The 17,643-nt window shown below is 57.2% G+C and carries 13 protein-coding genes; 8 read left to right on the top strand and 5 right to left on the bottom strand.

Annotated features, from left to right (window positions below; all coding sequences use genetic code 11):
* The first annotated feature begins 33 nt into the window (after positions 1 to 33).
* Both HS103_14940 and HS103_14945 read left to right on the top strand, forming a co-directional pair.
* The gene (locus HS103_14940; GenBank protein MBE7514093.1) at positions 34 to 1,905 is read left to right on the top strand and encodes an alpha-amylase; all 1,872 of its coding nucleotides are present in this window, start codon (positions 34 to 36) and stop codon (positions 1,903 to 1,905) included.
* Between the two features lie 79 nt (positions 1,906 to 1,984).
* Positions 1,985 to 2,746 (top strand): hypothetical protein, encoded by a 762-nt coding sequence (locus tag HS103_14945; protein ID MBE7514094.1) that lies wholly within the window; start codon positions 1,985 to 1,987, stop codon positions 2,744 to 2,746.
* A gap of 7 nt (positions 2,747 to 2,753) precedes the next feature.
* Here HS103_14945 and HS103_14950 read toward each other — a convergent pair whose 3' ends face one another.
* Together HS103_14950 and HS103_14955 are read right to left on the bottom strand one after the other, a co-directional pair.
* Positions 2,754 to 3,605, bottom strand: a complete 852-nt coding sequence (locus tag HS103_14950; protein ID MBE7514095.1) for a PHP domain-containing protein — start codon at positions 3,603 to 3,605, stop codon at positions 2,754 to 2,756.
* A 12-nt stretch (positions 3,606 to 3,617) separates the two neighbouring features.
* Positions 3,618 to 3,893 (bottom strand): stage V sporulation protein S, encoded by a 276-nt coding sequence (locus HS103_14955; GenBank protein MBE7514096.1) that lies wholly within the window; start codon positions 3,891 to 3,893, stop codon positions 3,618 to 3,620.
* A 349-nt stretch (positions 3,894 to 4,242) separates the two neighbouring features.
* On the opposite strand from HS103_14955, the gene HS103_14960 reads away from it, so the two are divergent.
* The 4 genes from HS103_14960 to HS103_14975 all read left to right on the top strand — a co-directional run bounded on the left by HS103_14960 (position 4,243) and on the right by HS103_14975 (position 9,617).
* On the top strand, positions 4,243 to 5,565 hold the full coding sequence (locus HS103_14960) for a tetratricopeptide repeat protein (GenBank protein ID MBE7514097.1): 1,323 nt from the start codon (positions 4,243 to 4,245) through the stop codon (positions 5,563 to 5,565).
* 96 nt (positions 5,566 to 5,661) lie between these two features.
* Positions 5,662 to 6,381, top strand: a complete 720-nt coding sequence (rsmG, locus tag HS103_14965; protein MBE7514098.1) for a 16S rRNA (guanine(527)-N(7))-methyltransferase RsmG — start codon at positions 5,662 to 5,664, stop codon at positions 6,379 to 6,381.
* A gap of 86 nt (positions 6,382 to 6,467) precedes the next feature.
* Complete coding sequence (locus HS103_14970; GenBank protein ID MBE7514099.1) at positions 6,468 to 8,741, top strand: trypsin-like peptidase domain-containing protein; 2,274 nt, start codon at positions 6,468 to 6,470, stop codon at positions 8,739 to 8,741.
* A 195-nt stretch (positions 8,742 to 8,936) separates the two neighbouring features.
* A complete protein-coding gene (locus HS103_14975; GenBank protein ID MBE7514100.1) occupies positions 8,937 to 9,617 on the top strand; it encodes a response regulator transcription factor in 681 nt (226 codons plus the stop codon).
* A gap of 224 nt (positions 9,618 to 9,841) precedes the next feature.
* Here HS103_14975 and HS103_14980 read toward each other — a convergent pair whose 3' ends face one another.
* Positions 9,842 to 10,135 carry a hypothetical protein gene (locus HS103_14980; protein MBE7514101.1) on the bottom strand — a complete coding sequence of 98 codons (294 nt, stop codon included), beginning with the start codon at positions 10,133 to 10,135 and terminating at the stop codon, positions 9,842 to 9,844.
* A 468-nt stretch (positions 10,136 to 10,603) separates the two neighbouring features.
* Between HS103_14980 and HS103_14985 the strand changes: the two genes are divergently transcribed.
* Together HS103_14985 and HS103_14990 are read left to right on the top strand one after the other, a co-directional pair.
* Positions 10,604 to 11,788 carry a HEAT repeat domain-containing protein gene (locus tag HS103_14985; protein ID MBE7514102.1) on the top strand — a complete coding sequence of 395 codons (1,185 nt, stop codon included), beginning with the start codon at positions 10,604 to 10,606 and terminating at the stop codon, positions 11,786 to 11,788.
* Between the two features lie 122 nt (positions 11,789 to 11,910).
* Positions 11,911 to 14,685 (top strand): cation-transporting P-type ATPase, encoded by a 2,775-nt coding sequence (locus tag HS103_14990; protein MBE7514103.1) that lies wholly within the window; start codon positions 11,911 to 11,913, stop codon positions 14,683 to 14,685.
* A 191-nt stretch (positions 14,686 to 14,876) separates the two neighbouring features.
* Here the strand turns inward: HS103_14990 and HS103_14995 are convergent, their stop codons facing one another.
* Complete coding sequence (locus HS103_14995) at positions 14,877 to 16,811, bottom strand: LysM peptidoglycan-binding domain-containing protein (GenBank protein MBE7514104.1); 1,935 nt, start codon at positions 16,809 to 16,811, stop codon at positions 14,877 to 14,879.
* Positions 16,808 to 17,488 (bottom strand): sigma-70 family RNA polymerase sigma factor, encoded by a 681-nt coding sequence (locus tag HS103_15000; GenBank protein ID MBE7514105.1) that lies wholly within the window; start codon positions 17,486 to 17,488, stop codon positions 16,808 to 16,810. The genes HS103_14995 and HS103_15000 overlap by 4 nt, the downstream gene beginning before the upstream one ends.
* Between the last annotated feature and the right edge of the window lie 155 nt (positions 17,489 to 17,643).

Here is a 17,643-nt window from a genome sequence, read left to right on the forward strand (position 1 = left end):
TGCGCCCATATCGACAGCGAAGGGGGACTCTTTATGGCAGCGGTCAATCCACAGGCATCCACCAATGGGATGGATGCTGTATTCGTCAGCATGAGCGATTTTATTTTTGGGACGTTAGCAACCGACGACCTCCGACTTGCCAGCCTCCGGCAAGCCGCCGCTGGATTGCTCCATGATCAGACCATCCTCCCCCGCGACCCGAAACCGCAGCAGCCGCTCACCATCCATGCCAGCGCCGGACCAGATGCGGCGGTGAACGATGTGTTCATCCATTACACAACCGATGGCAGCCTCCCGGAGATCGGTGGGGGGACAACGCGCACTGTTGCCGCCATGCGGGCGGGGACAACATGGGACACCTTCTTATGGGGCTATGTCCGCCATTACAGCGGTGAGATTCCCGGACAGCCAGAGGGGACGATCCTTCGCTATCGGCTCAGCGGGGTCACTGCCGATGGGCAGCGCCTATGGGCCCAAGACAGCATGAAACGCGGCGTCTTTTCGGTGGCGGTGGATCGCTACCGCGTCCCTGCGTGGGTGCAAGATGCCGTGATCTATCATATCTTTGTGGATCGCTTCGCCCCATCCTATGGGCGCGAGTTCGCCTCCCCCCAAAAACTTGATGGCTTCTTTGGCGGCACCCTGCGCGGCATTACCGAACACCTCGATTACCTTGCCGATCTCGGTGTGAACACCCTCTGGCTCTCACCGCTCATGCCTAGCCCCTCCCATCACGGCTATGATTCCACCAACTTTCGCGGCATCGAGCCGCGCTATGGGACAAAATCAGATTTGAAGGCGCTGATCAGCGAGATTCACCGCCGAGGGATGCGCATTCTTCTCGACTTTGTGCCGAACCATACCTCGAACACCCATCCCTTTTTTGAATCTGCCCTCGCCAACCCCGAATCGCCCTACGCCTCGTATTACACCTTTACCAACCACCCCGACGAATACGACACTTTTTTTGGGGTGAAAACCCTCCCCAAGCTCAACAATGATTCCCCTGCCGCCCGCCGCTATGTCATTGAGAGCGCCGTCTATTGGTTGGAGGAATTCGGCATTGATGGCTTCCGGTTAGATCACGCCCAAGGACCCAGCCACGATTTTTGGACGGATTACTACACGGCGGTGAAGAAAGCGAACCCCGACAGCCTCCATTTCGGCGAGATTGTCGAACCGCCCACCACGCTGCTCAGTTACGAGGGCGTCCTCGATGGGGTCTTGGATTTCAACGCCTTGCAAATGATCCGCCGCTTGTTCGCCTATGGGTCGCTGGATGCTGCTGGCTTTGAGCAGTTTCAGGCGGCACATGAAAATTTCTTCACAGGCAAAAACTTTTCGCGCTTTAGTTTCCTTGATAACCACGACATGAATCGCTTCCTGTGGGCGGCGCAAGGGGATACCCGCCGTTTGAAACAGGCGGCAGTCTGCCAATTCACCCTCGGCGCGACGCCCATCGTCTATTACGGAACAGAGGTTGGGCTGAGCCAGCAGCGCGATATTCGGCAAGGCGACTTTGGTATCTTGGAGGAGTCTCGCCTGCCGATGATTTGGGACGCCACCAAGCGCGATAACGACCTTCTCGCCTTCTACAAAATGCTGATCGGGCTGCGCAAAAAATCCACCGCCTTGCGGATGGGGACGCGCTCCGCCTTTTGTGTAGACCCGGCGACGGGGCGCTATGGATTCCTCAGGCGTGGCGGCTCCGAGACAATCTTGGTTGCCTTCAACGTCTCCGATGAGCCGCAGGTGATCGATCTGCCTAGCGTGACGTGGGTCGATGCCTTCAGCGAAGCGCAGGTCTCGCGGCGGGCAACCATCGAACCACGCGGCTTTTTGCTGGCAAAACAGGCAGAAAATCAGGGCAAAAAGACCGATTCGCAGACGACGAAGCAGGTTTGAGCGGGCGGTTCGCTAAGGGGTGAGGGTGAGGTAACATCTACTCTCTGTGCGGTAATCGAGCCAACCTAACTGAGGACCCATGTTCACGAATACACTGAAGGCAAAACTAAACGCGGGCGAGACGGTCTACGGACTATTTTCGCGCTACACCGATGCCGAACTGATCGAAGTGATCGGTTATGCAGCGTGGGATTTTATCGTCTTTGATGGCGAACACAGCGTCATGGAAGCCCGCGATGTGCTGGCGATGACCCGCGCCGCCGAACTGCGCGGCGTGACGCCCATCGCTCGCGTTCCTACGAACCAACCGGCAACGATCCTCCGCTTTTTGGATACGGGTGTTCACGGGATTCATGTCCCCTGGGTGAACACCGCCGCCGAAGCGGAAGCGGTGATGCGGGCGGTGAAGTACCACCCACGCGGCAGCCGAGGCTTGGCGGGCGTCCGCGCCAACGACTATGGGTTTGGTGATCCCTTTGGGGTGGCGATCCAAAAAGCGAACACCGAAACGCTCGCCATCATCCACATTGAGACGATTCAGGCGGTGGATGCCCTCCCCGACATCCTCGCCATTCCCGATCTCGATGTGATCTTCATCGGACCCAACGATCTCGCCCACTCAATGGGCTTGGCGGGGCAGTTGGCGCACGCGGAGGTGGTCGCCGTGATGCGCCGCATTGCCGACGCCGTGACGAAAACAGAGAAGAAATTGGGGATCATGGTACGCGATGGGGCAGGGGCGCGGCAATGGCGCGATTGGGGCGCACGGTACATCACCGTCAGCGTCGAATCGCTGATCATGCCCGCCTTTCGCGGCTACCTGAACGATGTGCGGGGCTAGACTCTGGTTAAGGGATCACGCCGCGCTGCCGTAGGAGCGTGATCACGTTCAAATCGTTTGGAAACGCCACCGAGCCGATCCGCGCTTTGCCATCCCCTTCACGGCGGTGGAAATCGCTTCCGACGGTCATCCATAGGTTGTGTTCGGCTGCTTTTGCCCGCAGTTCGTTAATCAGCGAGGCGGGGTGTTCGGGGTAATAGACTTCCACCCCGTCCAGCCCCTCACTGATCATTTCCGCTAGGTAGGGGCGATAATCGCTGTACCGTCCGGGATGCGCCATGACCGCCACCCCGCCCGCTTCGTGAATGGCACGGATTGCCTCGGCAGAAGGCAGCGGGTGATGGGCTTCATAGGCGGGCTTACTATCGCCAATGTAGCGATCAAACGCCTCTTGGATTGATCCCACATGTCCCAAACTGAGCATCGCCCGTGCAATGTGGGGTCTGCCCAAGACAGATCGCCCGCCACCTTTTTCGGCAATGCTTAGGACATTCTCAATGGGGACGGAAATCCCCATCCGTTCAAGGTTGTTCAGAATCCGCACGACGCGGCTGACACGAGCATCGCGCAATTCGTTCAAAAGGCGACTCAACGCTGTATCGCGCAAATCGACAAAATAGCCCAAGATATGCCGATCTGCCCGTGTATCCTCGGCGCTCAATTCGACGCCGGCAATGACCCGCAGAGGCGTTCCCTCAGCGGCGGCTTGCGCCCGTGCCACACCATCCGTTGTGTCGTGGTCGGTGAGGGCAATCACATCGAGTGCATTGGTCAGGGCGATCTCAACCACCTCTTCGGGGGTATAAACCCCGTCTGAGGCGGTGCTGTGCATATGAAGATCGATCCGTAGAGAGGGCATAAGATGCGGGAACTACTCCGTGACAATGCGTGGTTCAATGATCAATCGCAGCGCGGTGCGCTCTTGTTCCTCAATGATCACTTCTGTAAAGTAAGGGATGCAAATGACATCAATCCCGTCATCAGCAAGATAGCCCCGTGCAATGGCAGCCGCCTTGATCGCCTGATTGACCGCCCCAGCGCCAATTGCTTGTATTTCCGCCCGTTTATGTTCACGTACTACCCCTGCAATTGCCCCGGCAACTGCCGTTGAGCGAGACCGCGCAGAGACTTTAATAATATCTACCATGAAATGTCCTTCCCTCCGCACCAAGTCCACCCAACTAATGTAGTGTACCTTGAACTTTATCACAAGGGCGAATTTCAAGGGAGGGCAACTTATCCTGTTAGGGATTAACATCTAACCATAACTAGGGTGGTTGACATTCTAACCCGCCATCCCGCCCGCCCCCCCGTAGAGACGCCCCCTGGGGCGTTCGCGCCCCACCCCCCTCAGCCCTGTTCTACAGGGGAAGGGGACAGAGAGGTCGCTCCTGTTCCCCCTTGCCCATCCCTTTCATGTTTCTTTCTAGGGCAAGCGGCGGTACACTTTGACGATCCGTTAATTCTTAACGTGCCACATGCCGAGGTCACCGCCCATGACGAACGGAACATCCGAACCCGACCCTCTAAGTGAGGTAAAGACATGCCTCAGCCAAGCACTCCAAAGCTATCGCAAAGTCAATCTTGATGATGGGATCGCCCTTTGCCGCCGCGCCATTGAGCTTGCCGTAGCAAGCGCTGATCCAACCCGCGATGCGCTCATCGATATCGCCCGCCGCCGGATCGTTGAATGTTTGGATCGCGCCAACCGCTTTGCCGAGGCAATTCAAGAAATTGAGGTGTGGACTGCCGCTACCCCCCGCACCGAGGGACGCGCCGAAGCGCTGGCGCTTCGGGCACGGCTCACCTACCGTCAGGGCGATCCTGTTGGGGCGCTGCGCTATATAGAAGAAGGGATTCGCCTTGCTGAGGCAGTCTCCTACCAACCAGGGATGGGGATGCTGCTCCGTATTCGCGCCGACCTTCTCTGGATGCAAGGGAACATCGAGACGGCGTTGGGGGTGGCGCAACAGGCGCTTGCCATTTATGAAGGGCTGGATGATCTTGACGGGCGAGCGCGAACGCTCAACAGCGTCTCGGCTGTCTATCACATGATGGGCAACCACCACCGCTCAATCAAATATGCCCTCCGTGCGGTCTCCATCCTTGAGGCAATCCAAGATGTCACCGGACTGCGCGTTGTCTACAGCAACCTCGGGGAATCGTACCAGCGCTTGTATGCGATGGAAAAAGCGTTGTATTACCACGAAAAGGCGATGGCGCTAAGCGGTTCTGCCGTCCATGCTGACCTGATCCGCAATTTGGGTGTTGATCTCGTCGCCGTTGGGCGTGTGGAGGAAGGTCTGGGACGCCTCCGCGAGGCGCTCGCCATTTCGCGCAATATCAAAGAAAACGACATGATCATGCAGTCCCTTCACAGCCTATCTGAGGCACTGCTTGGCACAGGGGCGGTGACAGAGGCGCACAGCTTGGCACAAGAAGCGCTCGATATGGCAACGCCCATCAATGCCCCCCGCCATATCATCCGGGCGCGGCTGAACTTGGGACGGGCGGCACACACGGCGGGCGAGAAAGAGAAGGCACAAGACCACCTTCATGAAGGGTTTATCGTCGCCCAAAATGCCAATGACAAAACGATGATCTGGCAGGCGCACGCCGCCCTTGCCGAGGTGTTGAGCGCTGATCAGCCAGAGATTGCCCGCGTTCATGCTGGCATTGCCGCCGATATGATCAACATCATGCTCAATTCAATTGAGGACGACGCCCTTCAACAGACCTTTCGCACCGCGCCGCCCATCGCCAAAGTCTTAGGGATGATCGCCCCGCCGCGACGCACACGCCCGTTGACGACGTACTAGGGCGGGGTTATGCAGGCGCATACCATGCGCCTCTACACGGGGGGGTTTGAAAACGATAGTAGCAGCCACGCGCAAACAGTGATAACGTTTCAACCTATGCAACTTGAAAAACTGACAGCGGCTGCCCGCGATATGTTTGGGGTTGACCTCTCGGCGGAACAGCGGACGGCATTCGCCCTTTATGCCGAGGAATTGATCGCGTGGAACAAGGCGCGGGCAAACCTCACAGCGATCACCGATCCAGAAGGCATCGAAATCCGCCACTTCCTTGACTCGCTGTCCATCCTTCGCGCCGTGAACGTCCCTCCCAACGCCCGCGTGATCGATGTCGGGACGGGAGCGGGCTTTCCGGGTCTGCCGCTGAAGATTATCCAGCCAAGCCTTCAGCTTGCCCTCTTGGAGGCAACGGGGAAAAAGATCGCCTTTCTGGAACATCTTGTGGGGGCGCTGAAGATCAGCGGTGTCTCGTTCGTTAACCTGCGGGCGGAGGAAGCCGGACAAGCAGCGGCGCACCGCGAAAGTTACGATCTTGTCTTGGCGCGGGCAGTGGCGCATATGCCAATCTTGGTCGAATATCTGCTGCCGCTGTGCAAACTAGGCGGCAAGTGCATCGCCATGAAGGGTGAGAGCGCCATTGCCGAGGCGCACCATGCCGAAAACGCCCTCCGTGTTTTGGGAGGAAAATTGCTGAACGTTCATCCGGTGGAACTCCCAGGCGTTGCCGAGACTCATTACCTTGTCGTTTTTGGCAAGGTGGCGGCAACCCCGCCGGGCTTTCCCCGCAAGCCGGGGATACCAAGCAAAAAACCACTGTAGGAAACCACTGTAAACTATCATCAATGCGACTTCTTGCAAGGTGGGGATTCCCCCCCAACAACAGCCAACAAAGGTACGGAGGGTTCATGGTTAGGCTCATTAGGCGTGTGTTTTTGGCGTGGTTGGTGATTGTCAACCTCATCATACCCCTTCCTACCCAACACACCCACGCCCAGAGCGCCTTTGACCCCGAAAACACCCGCCGTGCCACTGTCCAGATTTTACAGGTGTTCACCAACCCTGTCGGGGCAACGGTCATCACCTGTGTGGGGTCGGGGACACTCGTCAGCACTGACGGGTTGATCCTGACAAACGCCCATGTGGTGCTGCCCATTGGCGGCTGCCGCTCAGAACGGCTGATTATCGCCCTCACCATTCGCTTGGACGAAGCGCCCGTACCCACCTATTATGCAGAGGTGGTCAATTACAACATTGGGTGGGATTTAGCCGTCTTGCGCATCACCGATACGATTGATGATCTCCCTGTGAATCGGGCGGCGCTAGCACTCCCCTTTGTAGAATTGGGCGATTCTGAGGCGGTGCGCTTGGACAGCACCCTTGAATTCGTTGGCTATGCGGCGCCCGAACGAGAGGCAACGGCGGAGGCGGTGAGCAGCATTGTGCGCGGTACAGTGAGCGGCTTCACCGCCGAGGCACGGGTGGGAAATCGGGCATGGATCAAAACCCGTGCTGCCATTCCGGGCGGCATGACGGGGGGCGGCGCTTATGACATTACGACGGGGCACTTGATCGGTATTCCCACCGTTGAACCGGTCAGCAGCGGCGGCGCTGAGGGGGAACAGCCCACTTGCCGACGTATTCAGGATTCTAACGGCGATGGGCGTGTCGATACAAACGATGTATGTATTCCGGTCAGCGGCTTTATCAATGCGATGCGTCCTGCACGTCTGGCACGCGGACTGATCCTCGCCGCCCGCTTGGGTATCACCCCCGACTTTCAGCAGCCGCTGACCCTCGGCGGGCAGCGGGAGGGCGATCCGACCTTTGCCCGCCTGTTTTTTGCCTCTGGCGTTGATCTGGGCGGGATGCCAACGACAATTGTTCAAGCCGTCCCAACGGGAATCAGCAGCCTTTACCTCTTTTTTGATTACGCCAACATGACCGATGGGATGATCTACGAGATGCGCGTCCTGCGCGATGGGCTTGCCGACCCCACCTTCAGTCTTGCGCCAGCAACATGGAGCGGCGGCGGAACGGGCTTGTGGTACATCGGCAGTACGGCGCAGGTCTATCCCAACGGGGAGTATGAGTTTTTGTTGTTTATCGAAGGGGTGCGCGTTGCCTCGGCTGCTATCAGCGTGGGCGGTGTGGCAGAGGCACGCCCAGAGTTTTCCAACATTGTCTTTGGTGTGCTGAGTCTGGAAAATCAATTGGTTAGCGCAGGAAACGTCCTCCCCGTCAGCCCGACAATTAACGCCGAATTTGCCTACAACAACCTCCGTGATGGGCTGACATGGCGGCAGGTGTGGTATTTCGACGGCTTAGAGATTGCCAATGGGGTTGGCACATGGACGGGCGGAGCCAATGGGAAACTTGCCGTGAACGCCAGTGGAACACCCGAAATACCTCTTCAGGCGGGGCGCTACCGTCTTGAACTCTCTATTGAAGAACGTCTAGCGGCGACGGCGGATTTTATCATGGCGGGGGCGCAGATTGCCTATAACACAGAAATTTTCACGAACCTGACCTTTGCCACAGAATTGAATGGACGTGGTGAGCCAAGTGGCGTGGTCGGAACAACGCTCCCCGACACCGTTCAACAGATGTACGCTCTCTTTGATTGGCGTGATGTTGCCGTTGGAACGCCCTTCACATGGCGCTGGACAGTGGATAACAATCCCCTCTTTGAAGTTACTCAGCCATGGCAAGAATCCTTGATCGGATCGCAGGGGTGGGTGCGCCTGACTGCGCCGGCCCGCTTGCCAAGTGGCTCATACAAGCTGGAACTGTTGCTTGCCGGCGAAGTGAAGGGCGCGGTGACGGCACGGGTGGGTTTGGGACAGCTTCCGGTAGAGATTTTCCGTGTGGCAGAAGGGGCAACCCTGCGCGGGACAATCCTTGATGCGGAGACGAAAGCGGGAATTTTCGGGGCGACAATCATTATCCTTAAGGTGGAGGTCGATGTCCGCGACTTCACATGGCAAATGTCCGAGGTGTATGGGATCGCTTTCACCGATTCGGAGGGAAATTTCGCCATGACCACTCCGCTTGTCCGCGAGGAAATCTATAGCATCATTGTCACAGCGGGGGGATACCTCCCGATGGCGTCGGATGGTTTAGCTGTTCCCCAAGACCCAAACACACCCTTTGAACTGCGATTGGAGATGAATCGCGATTGACGCGAACCGCTTGCGGGGGATGGCGGACAGGGTGGGGCATATGATGCACCCCTATGCATCCCTATCTAGAAAGAGTCATCGCACAGTCCGATCTTGATCGTTAACATAGGATGATCTAGAGTTGGATGCGCTGGCTTTGAACAGCCCATAGGTAACTCTATTTCGACACATTCAGAGGTAGCCAAGACCCCATTCGTGAACATTCTAATCCTCGGTGATGATGTAAAATCGGTCAACATCCTAACCTTCATCCTCCGCCAAGAGGGTTATGATGTTTCCAGCATTGTTGATCCGGCACAGATTGAACGGGTGTGGACGGATCAACTAACCGACTTATTGATCCTTGATGAGGCAGAGATCGACGGGAATTTGATCCGGCAAATTGAGATGATTCGGGGGGGATCGTCAGTGGCGATGATGCTGCTCTCGCCGCCTGTTGATGAATATGACCTAATTAGTGCTTACGAAGCGGGGATTGATGATTTCCTCGTTAAGCCTTACAGTTACCAACTCTTTCTTGCCCATGTCAACGCTCAACTGCGGCGGGCGCGTACTGTCCCTAGCTCGCTTGTTCCCAATCTGACAGCGGCGAATGTCAGCCTTGATCCCGAACGACATACCGTCACGCTGCCCAACGGGAATTCAAAACAGTTGACAAACCTTGAATTTCGCCTAATGTACAGCTTGGTCGTCAACCGAGGGCATGTCCTCAGCACAGAAACCCTCATAGAGAAGGTGTGGGGGTATACGGGCGAGGGAGACAAAAACCTGCTCAAGAGTTTGATTAGTCGTCTGCGCAGCAAAGTGGAAACCACCCGCGACCCAAAACTGATCACCACCGTCCCCGGTGTTGGTTATATGTTCAGCCCCGATTAATCTGGAGAGCGAGTAGCCCAATGGAGCATCCCTACATGGTGCGGGGTATTAGGTTCTGTTGAAATAGGAAACCCAGTGATTCTACCGCTAAAAAGCACTGGGTTGAGATCAATCATTCCTTAGGAGCTTGAACACTATAAATGACAGAGCAGAATGCCCCTTTCCCCCATCAGGCTTGAGGGGGAAAGGGTGCTAGTTCACCGCGCATTCTGGTAGGCTTCTCGTTACTGCACTTCTGTGGGCGCAGAGACCTCCACCATGCCTTTCAAAATGCGTTCCAGCGCCACCGTATGGCTGCTCCAGCCGTGAGTCTGGAAAAATTTTGAGGTGCAGTGCCACCGTCCGTTTTCATAGGTGACGGTGTGGGTGTTGTTATCCCCTTCAAAATTTGCTGTAAACCGTGTAAAAGTGACCCGCTCTGGCTGTTGGGTATATTTCTTTGCCTTTTCCACTTGGCTGATGCTGGCAGACCCTGCCGCGCTTGGCTTGCTCCCGTCGTGGCTGACGGGCGTGATCATGTCTTTCAGAATACCTTCTAAGGCAACGGTGTGGCTGCTCCAGCCGTGCTGTTGAAAGAAGCTCGATGTACAGCCCCACAACCCTCCATCATAGGTGATCGTATGGGTGTTGTTATCGCCCACCATGCGTACTTCAAAGGCACTAAATTTGATCCGGTGGCGCTCCTCAGCGTAAAATTTCGCTTTGGCGATCTGCCCGATCATCCCGTAGTCCATGATTACCGACTCCTTTTCTAATGGTCTATGCCAAACGCAATGCCGTTCTACGAACACATTCAACCCACACCAAGCCAACTCAACAAAAAAGGCACGGGGCGTGTTGCCTCCGTGCCTTTCAAGCGTTCACCGTTACAATCAGTGATGATTTATCGGGAATCCTCATAAAAAACCTGCATAAATTACTTTTTACACCATTAAGAGGAGTATAAGGCAACTTTAAGGGCGAGTCAAGCAAAGGGGCTGGCAAGGATGACAAACGACACACCGATCAATGACATCACCGGATATGAGCCACGCCTTTCCGAGGCACACAGCCAAGAGGGAGCGCGGCGGCTCTCCCTGCGGGCAATAGCGACCATGCTCAACACGCTCCCCCCAGAGTCGATTGCGCTGGATGTGGCAGAGGCGGCGCTGCGCAGCCCATCCTTTTTCGTCCGTTATGGGGCAGCATCGTTGTTGGAAAAACGAGGGGATCGGGATGCACGGTTGGTCTTTGAGCGCGTCCTTTCCAATGGTGAAACGCCGGCACGGGCATCGGTGGCGCGGCACTTGGGAGGCTTCAGCTACAGCAGCATCCAGCCCCTCATAGAGCGAGCGCTAGGCGACCCTGAAGAGGCTGTGCGCGAAGGCGTGATCTATTCCCTGTGCGAGATAGGCGAGCCGCACGCCTATGAACGTCTGGCGGCGGCACTTGAAAAGGAGACCGATAACGTCCGTTTTGCGGCGGCGTGGGGGCTGCGCGAAAATGGCGACCCGCTGGCAGTTCCGGCGCTGGCAGCGGCATTGAAGGCAAGCGACCCTGATATTCGGGTTATGGTCTTGGAGGCATTGGGCGTCAACGGCAGCCCGCAAGCCATATCGGTAACGCGAGCGGCGCTCCTTGATCCCGATCCTGATGTGCAGTATGCGGCAGCGCTCACGCTGCTTGAACTAAGCGGCGAGTATGCCCTTCCCGAACTGATCGCTATGATCGCGGAGTGGCGGGGAGGCGCACGAGAGGCAATTTTACGCGGCTTGTTCCATGCGACGAATTATTTAGGGATTGACCTCACCAACAACGACCAAACCCCAGAGTTAATCAACGTTCTGCGCACAGTCTTGGACGATCCCGATCCCACCCCACGCAAGGCGGCGGTTTGGCTGCTCTCGTGGATTCGTGTGGCGGAGACAACCATCATGATTGATGATCTCTATGAACGGGAGGACGATCCGGCGGTGCGGGCGCATATCGTCCGCGTCGCCGTTAGTCTGATGACCCCGCGTGCCGAGGCAATTTTAGAGGCGGCGCTAAACGCTCCACAGGAAATCGTCCGCGATACGGCGCTTCAGATTATGGCGGCACGGCGGACGGGAAACGTCTCCACCTTTGACGAGACGGATACAAAGCGGCACGGCTTGCTCACCCCGCGTTTGGGCGATGAGGAGATCGGCTGACGGTGTAACGCCACATATTTCACCCATTTTTGGGGTATTCATTTCTCGTCTTAGCGGGATTCAGGTATCCTTAAGGGATTATCTTCTTGATATACCCTAGTACAAGCAGGCTATTCACAGTTATGACTCACCAACCATCCACCCCCCTTCCAGCCACGATGGATAGTTCAATCGCAGCACAGCCCATCTTGCCATGGTGGGCTTTTTCCGAGGAGGAGGTGATTGCCCAGCACGCCACTGATCCGATAAACGGCTTGACCGATGCCGAAGCCTCGACACGCCTTGCCAAATATGGCGAGAACGCCCTCCCCGAAGAAGAAAAGGAATCCTTCCTTGCCAGCCTGATTGACGCCCTGACCGATCCATTGGCAATCGTCCTGACTGTCGCCGCCATTTTGAGCGCGGGGATTGGCATTGCCCAAGGAGAACCGGATAAGCTCCAGCAGGCGGGCTGGATCATGGGTATTGTTGTCTTTATGACAATCATCGGTTATGTGGTGGATCGTTCCGCCGACAACGCCCTTGCCAAACTTAAGGAAATGCAGCAAATCCCGGCGCACATTGTCCGCAATGGGAAGCGCATTGAGATCAACGCGGAAAAGGTTGTCCCGGGTGATGTGCTGACCCTGAAACAAGGGGATCGCGTTCCGGCGGATGCCCGCATTATTCAGGCAACCGATGCCACAGCGGGGGAAGCCGTCTTAACGGGCGAACCGGAAACGGAAAAGCATACGGGCGTCCTTGAAGAAGAAGCGCTGATCAAAGATCGGAGCAACATGCTCCATATGGGGACGTTCATCGAAGGCGGTGATGTGCGGGCGGTAGTCACCAACACGGGCATGGCAACCGAATTTGGCAAGATTTACAAAGAACTTCAAGAGGCGGAAAAGACGGATACGCCCCTTCAGCGGCAGTTAGAAAAACTAGGCAATTTCATCCTCGTGGGGACGCTCGTCATCTGCGTCCTTGTTGTCCTGATCTATGTCGTTGTCCAGAAATATGCTATTTTGGATGCGCTGATTGTTGCCGTTGCCCTCGCCATTGCCTTCATCCCCGAAGCGCTCGGCGCGATCATCACCATTGCTCTTGCCCTCGGTGTGCGCGAGATGGTCGGCAAGAAGGCGATCATCCGCAAGCTGTACGCGGCAGAGGGGCTTGGCTCGGTGAGCATCGTCTGTACAGATAAGACGGGGACGATCACCTTCAACAAAATGACGGCGACGCACGTCTGGACGCCCGATACCGGAGAAGTGCGTCTTGAGGCGGCGGAGATCAAGAACCGCTCGAAGGAATTCAGGCGGCTGCTGGATGTTGCCCGTCTGTGCAACAACCTGAAAGATGGCACAGAGCGGGCGCTAGGGAAGCTGGCGGAGATGGCGGGCTTTGTGATGAACGAAGAACGCTTGCTCAGCCGCGTTGGACTCGTCCCCTTCAACAGCGCCCGTAAGATGATGAGTACGCTTGACCACGACGGCGACGGGACGCACACCCTCCATGCGAAGGGGGCGCCGGAAGTCCTCTTGTATCGCTGTGCAACGGTCATTGAGGGTGGCAAGGCAATCCCGCTGACGGACGACAAACGCAAACGCATTCAGGTTCAGGTGCTGCGCTTTGAGCGCGAAGGCTACCGTGTTTTGGCATTTGCCGAACGGGAATTTGACGTGCTGCCCCCGGAAGTAAACGACAGCGTGGAGGAAAATCTGGTCTTTGTGGGGCTAATCGCCATCTCCGACCCGCCGCGTAGTGAGGTGAAACAAACCGTCCAACATCTGCGCGAGGCGCACATTACGGCGAAGATGATCACTGGTGACAGCGCTAATACGGCGCTTTCCATCGCCCGTGAGGTGGGGATTGTCTCTGCCGAGGCAACCTCGCACGATGTCATTGACGGGGTAGAAATGCGCCGCTATACGGAAAAGGGCGCCGACAACCTGACCCCAGAGGAACTTGCCCGCCTTGTCAAGACGAATGTCTATGCGCGTGTCTCCCCCTCGGACAAAGTGACCATTGTGCGCGGCTTGCAGCGGGCAGGGCACCTGACGGCAATGACGGGTGACGGTGTGAACGACGCCGCAAGCCTGAAACAGGCGGATGTGGGCATCGCTATGGCGGATGGGACAGAGCTTGCCAAAGAAGTGAGCGATGTGATCCTGACCGGCACATACAGCGCAATTGGGGCTGCCGTCCAAGTGGGGCGGACAATTCTCTACCGCGCACGGCTGTACATTCACGCCCTACTCAGCACGAACGGGTCGGAGGTTGGGGCGTTCATTGTGGCGGCATTGGCGGGTTTCCCCGTCCCGCTGACGGCGATTCAACTGTTGGTGATCAACCTGCTTGGCGATTCGTGGCTGAGCATTGCCCTTGCTGCCGAGAAAGAAGAACCGGATGTCATGCAGCAGCCGCCGCGCCCCTCGACAGAGCCAGTGATCACGCGCTACATGTGGTTCAGCATCGGCTTGCAGAGCATCGTGGTGACGATTTTGCTGACAATCACCTTCCTGATTGCCCGCAACTACACGCGCTCGATTGGGCTGGCGGATACCGATGGGGTGGCGCTGGCAATGCAGCAAACAGCAACCTTCACCATGTTCATGATCCAGAAAATTCTACGGAGCGCCTTCACCGCCCGCAGCTTGCGCTTTAACCTGTGGGAAATTGGCGTGTTTAGCAATCGCTGGAGTTTGATTGCAGCAGTGATCACGATAGGGATTGCCTTCGCCGCGATTTACATCCTCCCTGTTGGGATGAACACGGCGGCGATGGTCTTGTTCCCGACGTTGTTCCTCTTGGGGTTGATCCCGCCCATTGTGGAGGAAGCGGTCAAATTTGGGCGGAAGTTCTTTGTGAAGCCGTTGGTGGTGACGGTAGTTCCCGCCCCCGCACAGAAGGCGTAGGGCGAGGTAGGGTGGAAAGGGCGACCTCGTGTGGTCGCTCATTCCACCCGCCGCTACCTAAAGGGAGGGCTGAAATCAGCCACCTCTTCGGGGCTTAAAACCCCATTCACCGCACCCGTCTTACCCCCTTCGCCTATGTACAGATTGAGGAGGTTCTGTCTTTATGCCCCAGAGGATCGCCTCGACAAAGCTCACTCCCCCACTTGCACCGTGAAGGATGCCTCTACTCCCGCCGCTGCGCCGTAGACCGCCACTGTATAGCGCCTACCTGCTTTCAGCGGCACACCGAGCAGTTCAGGATCACGCCCCGCCCCGCCATCACGATCCATGCAAAAGACCTGATCGTAGACATGGCAGCCGTTCACATAACTTCGGTAGAGGTTTGTCCCCTCGTTTAGCTCGATGAAAAGAAGCTGTAGATCAGCATTCCCTTCGGCGCTTACAGTGACTCCATACTCTCCATCGCGTTCGGGGGTGAAGGTGTAGAGCGCCACCGGGCGGTCTGTCGTCAGGTTGCCCTTGACGGGCGTTTCAGCGCGAAGGGTAGGAATGTTGGTGAACTGATACAAACTCAGAGTGAACTGCCCTTCTGTCGAAGGATCGTTCGTCGTGACCTGAAGAACCACCTCATCACCCGCTTTTGCGTGGAGGAACACACCATATTCATCGACAGGCATGGCGTCACCGGCAGAGCCGCCCCCCCCACCACCGCCGCCACTGCCACCTTGTCCGGGAGCGTTGACCGAATAGCCAAGATCAATGAGGAGCGGGTGATTGGTCGTCTGGAGCAGGGCAAAGACAAGCCCTTCTGCCTCTGCCCGTGTGGTGAAGGTGATCTGGGTTGAACCGGGGGCAAACTGCGCTTGGTATGTGCTGTTCATTCCCATTGAGATGACCTGAGGAGGGGCGATGGGGGCGGTGGCGCTGATGATGCAGTTCGGAATGATCACCTGCTGTCCAACCTGAAGTGGGCTCGGATACATTCCCTGAAGAAAATCGATCGTCACGCCGAATTGGGCGGCAATAGAAATCAGGGTGTCGCCCGCCTGAACGGTGTAGACACAGTTCATTCCTGTTGCGGGGTTGCCGCTGATGGGCGTCGCGGTGGGGAGAGCGGTTGCCATCGGGAGCAGCGCCGCCCCGCCAAGCGTTGTCAGGGTAAAGGTTTCGGCATTGTAGATGAAGGTGACGCCTGTTGGGGCGCTGGCATAGCTACCATCAGGATTCAAGGCAATCGCGGTGACCCCGTACTGTCCTGAGGTGGGCAGTATCGAAACATGAAAGGACGGCGAGGTGGGGTAAACCCCCGAAAGGATCGTCGTTTGGGATGCGGCATCGGTCAGCCACAAGTAGACTGTTGCGGGGAGCGGCTGCGGAACAACCCGTCCAATGCCTTCTATCCTCATAGGAATGGTGAAGGTGTTCTCTGCCGGATTTGTCTGTAGGATAGGACCAAGCGTGATCCGTGCTGTACCCGCTTCAAGGATGGGCGCGGGGAGCGTCCCGCCGCTGATGATCACCGTCCCGCCGGGGACAACCGTAGGCGGTAAGAGGGTAGCAAAGGGTGTTGAGGTGGGCAGAGGGGTGGGCGTTGGTGTGGTTGCCTGCCCCGCCGCGCCGGGGAGGGTCTGCCCCCGCCCGTCTTTCGGGCGAGGTATGCCGGAGAGTGCCGCCGCGCCGAACAAGATAAGAGTCAGGGCTGCCACAAGGGAAAGGGTGAACGCGCTCCCTGGGATGTGCGCACGACGCGCATGTGGTGCGCTTGGTGATGGGTAGGCTAAAACGGTCATGGGATTATCCTTAGCTAAGCCCGCTCGTGAGTCGTCCATGTAAAGGGAGGGGTGACCAACGTGGTTTGTTGTGTTCCTCTCCCCTGACGAAGGCGGAATCAGGGCGGGGGAAGGTTGATGTTGTGCTGCCTTATGAAGGGCGTGCAGCCAAAGCGCCGTCTGCTTGCTTGGCGTCAGGGCTGCCGCACCCGCCTCGGTAAGCGCCCGCGCCATCGCCGCCACCGCCGGATCAAGTTCTGACGGGGGAGCGGTGTTTAGGTCGTGGCGCAAACGGTCTAGGTAAGCGTCCAAAGCGATCTCTGCGATCTCTTGGGCGCGAGTGTATTTCTCAGTCATTCATTCCTCTCCTCCACGCCAAGAGTGTCTCGATAGCGATCCCGTAAGGTGCTGATGATCCGGCTGAGCGCGGTACGCACCGTGCCGGGACGTTTGCCGATCACCGTCCCGATTTCCTCGGCTGTCAGCCCCCCTGATACCTTCAACCAGATGAGTTCTTGCTGCTCATCGGGAAGTTGTGCAACCAACGCCCGTATTGCGGCGCTCTCCAGTGTTTCGATCACCACCTGATCGGGGGGCGGTGCCGGGTCGGGGAGCACCTCTGCCGCGCTGAGATCGGCAGCGGGGTGACGCCCACACTGTTTGTGATGGTTGATCACGGTGTGGCGGGCGATGGTGAACAGCCACGCCGCCACCCCACCCCCACGATAGCTGACCAGCCCGGTGAGGGCGCGGGTGAAGATGGTGCTGGTCAGATCATCCGCTTCGTGAGGGTCGCCCACCCGCCGCAGGCAGTAGGCATAAACGCGCTTGGCGTAGCGCTCGTAGATCGGCGCAAAATGACGCAGATCGGTGCGAGCGGCATGGAGGATTGCCACCTCGTCAAGGGGTGGGGGGGCGGGGGATTCCTCCATCCGTTCCGCCTCCGCGTCCCTCAGGTAAAAGCGCTTCAGTGGAAAGCGTGCTGCCGTGCTGATAGGTCGTCTCCCTTCGGCGTGCCGTCGGTTTTTGAACACGTGTCTACCCTTTAAGACAACCTTTCCGCAAAAATGTTACAAAGATGAGAGGGGATTGGAAGATAATTTTTCGATCTAGCAAAAGTGCCAAATGAATCGTGTAAGGCACTTGCTATACTCATCTGCGGTCATGAAGGGATTGAGATTCGGCACGA

The organism is Anaerolineales bacterium (assembly GCA_015075625.1).
GTDB lineage: Bacteria > Chloroflexota > Anaerolineae > Aggregatilineales > UBA2796 > UBA2796.

Bases quoted from the DNA above. Each gene is read 5' to 3' on its own strand.
- HS103_14960 (MBE7514097.1), top strand. From the start codon at position 4,243: ATGACGAACGGAACATCCGAACCCGACCCTCTAAGTGAGGTAAAGACA.
- HS103_14995 (MBE7514104.1), bottom strand. From the start codon at position 16,811: ATGACTGAGAAATACACTCGCGCCCAAGAGATCGCAGAGATCGCTTTG.
- HS103_14950 (MBE7514095.1), bottom strand. From the start codon at position 3,605: ATGCCCTCTCTACGGATCGATCTTCATATGCACAGCACCGCCTCAGAC.
- HS103_14985 (MBE7514102.1), top strand. From the start codon at position 10,604: ATGACAAACGACACACCGATCAATGACATCACCGGATATGAGCCACGC.
- HS103_14945 (MBE7514094.1), top strand. From the start codon at position 1,985: ATGTTCACGAATACACTGAAGGCAAAACTAAACGCGGGCGAGACGGTC.
- HS103_14955 (MBE7514096.1), bottom strand. From the start codon at position 3,893: ATGGTAGATATTATTAAAGTCTCTGCGCGGTCTCGCTCAACGGCAGTT.
- HS103_14980 (MBE7514101.1), bottom strand. From the start codon at position 10,135: ATGATCACGCCCGTCAGCCACGACGGGAGCAAGCCAAGCGCGGCAGGG.
- HS103_14970 (MBE7514099.1), top strand. From the start codon at position 6,468: ATGGTTAGGCTCATTAGGCGTGTGTTTTTGGCGTGGTTGGTGATTGTC.
- HS103_14990 (MBE7514103.1), top strand. From the start codon at position 11,911: ATGACTCACCAACCATCCACCCCCCTTCCAGCCACGATGGATAGTTCA.
- HS103_14940 (MBE7514093.1), top strand. From the start codon at position 34: ATGGCAGCGGTCAATCCACAGGCATCCACCAATGGGATGGATGCTGTA.
- rsmG (MBE7514098.1), top strand. From the start codon at position 5,662: ATGCAACTTGAAAAACTGACAGCGGCTGCCCGCGATATGTTTGGGGTT.